The organism is Corynebacterium sp. J010B-136 (assembly GCF_002967075.1).
In the GTDB taxonomy this organism is placed as follows: domain Bacteria; phylum Actinomycetota; class Actinomycetes; order Mycobacteriales; family Mycobacteriaceae; genus Corynebacterium.
Genome location: NZ_PUGE01000016.1, coordinates 1 through 979 on the forward strand (window position 1 = coordinate 1; position 979 = coordinate 979).

Genomic DNA, 979 nt, shown 5'->3' on the forward strand with positions numbered 1-979 from the left:
GTGTCGTACTTCAAGACATAATTGACACGCCTGTTCTGCAGCGGGGCTAATCTAGGGCCGAGATCAGCCGCGAGATCGTTGACACCTATCAACTAGCAGGAAATAGCCCTGACGGTTGACACCTCAGTCGCGACATAGTTGACAGATGAACGCCCCGAACAGAAACCTCGCCATCATCCGCTACATCCGGCAGCAAAACCACACCGTCACCGAAGCTTCCCGTCACTTCAAAATCTCCCGGCAATGGATCTACACCCTGCTCAACCGCTACGACGAAGGCGGCGAAGAAGCCGTCAAACCTCGCAGCAAGGCTCCTAAAGCAAACCCACAAGCAATCCCAGAAGCCTTGCGTAAGGACATCGTCAACATGCGCAAACAACTCACCAAATCCGGACTCGACGCAGGACCCGACACCATCGCTTCCTACCTGGCACGCGAAGGCCAACGCGTGCCATCAACCTCTACAATCCGCCGCATCATCACCGACGCCGGACTCGTAACCCCACAACCACAAAAACGACCAAGGTCCTCCTACATCCGCTTCGAAGCATCCATGCCCAACGAATGCTGGCAAGCCGACATCACCAATTACCACCTCGCCGATAACACCCGAGTAGAAATCCTCGACTTCATCGATGACCACTCACGATACCTGCTATACCTAACCGCAAGAACTGCCTACACCGGCACCCAAGTTGCCCAAGCACTACAAGAACTCATCGATACCTACGGACCCCCAGCATCAACACTGACAGACAACGGTCTGGTATTTACAGCCCGACTAGCCGGCGCAAAAGGCGGACGCAACCGCTTCGAAGTCCTGCTCAACACTCACCACATCGTGCAAAAGAATGGACGCCCTGGACATCCCCAATCACAAGGCAAAATCGAACGCTACCACCAAACCATGAAGAAATGGCTCAAACAAAGACCACCAGCCAGCAGCATCGAAGAACTACAAACACTCCTCGACGAATGG

At 54.1% G+C, this 979-nt stretch carries 1 protein-coding gene; it reads left to right on the forward strand.

Going from position 1 to position 979, the window contains the following annotated elements; translation table 11 throughout:
* Positions 1 to 145 precede the first annotated feature (145 nt).
* The coding region (locus C5Y44_RS13155; protein ID WP_105325348.1) for a DDE-type integrase/transposase/recombinase at positions 146 to 979 on the forward strand (834 nt) is incomplete at its 3' end.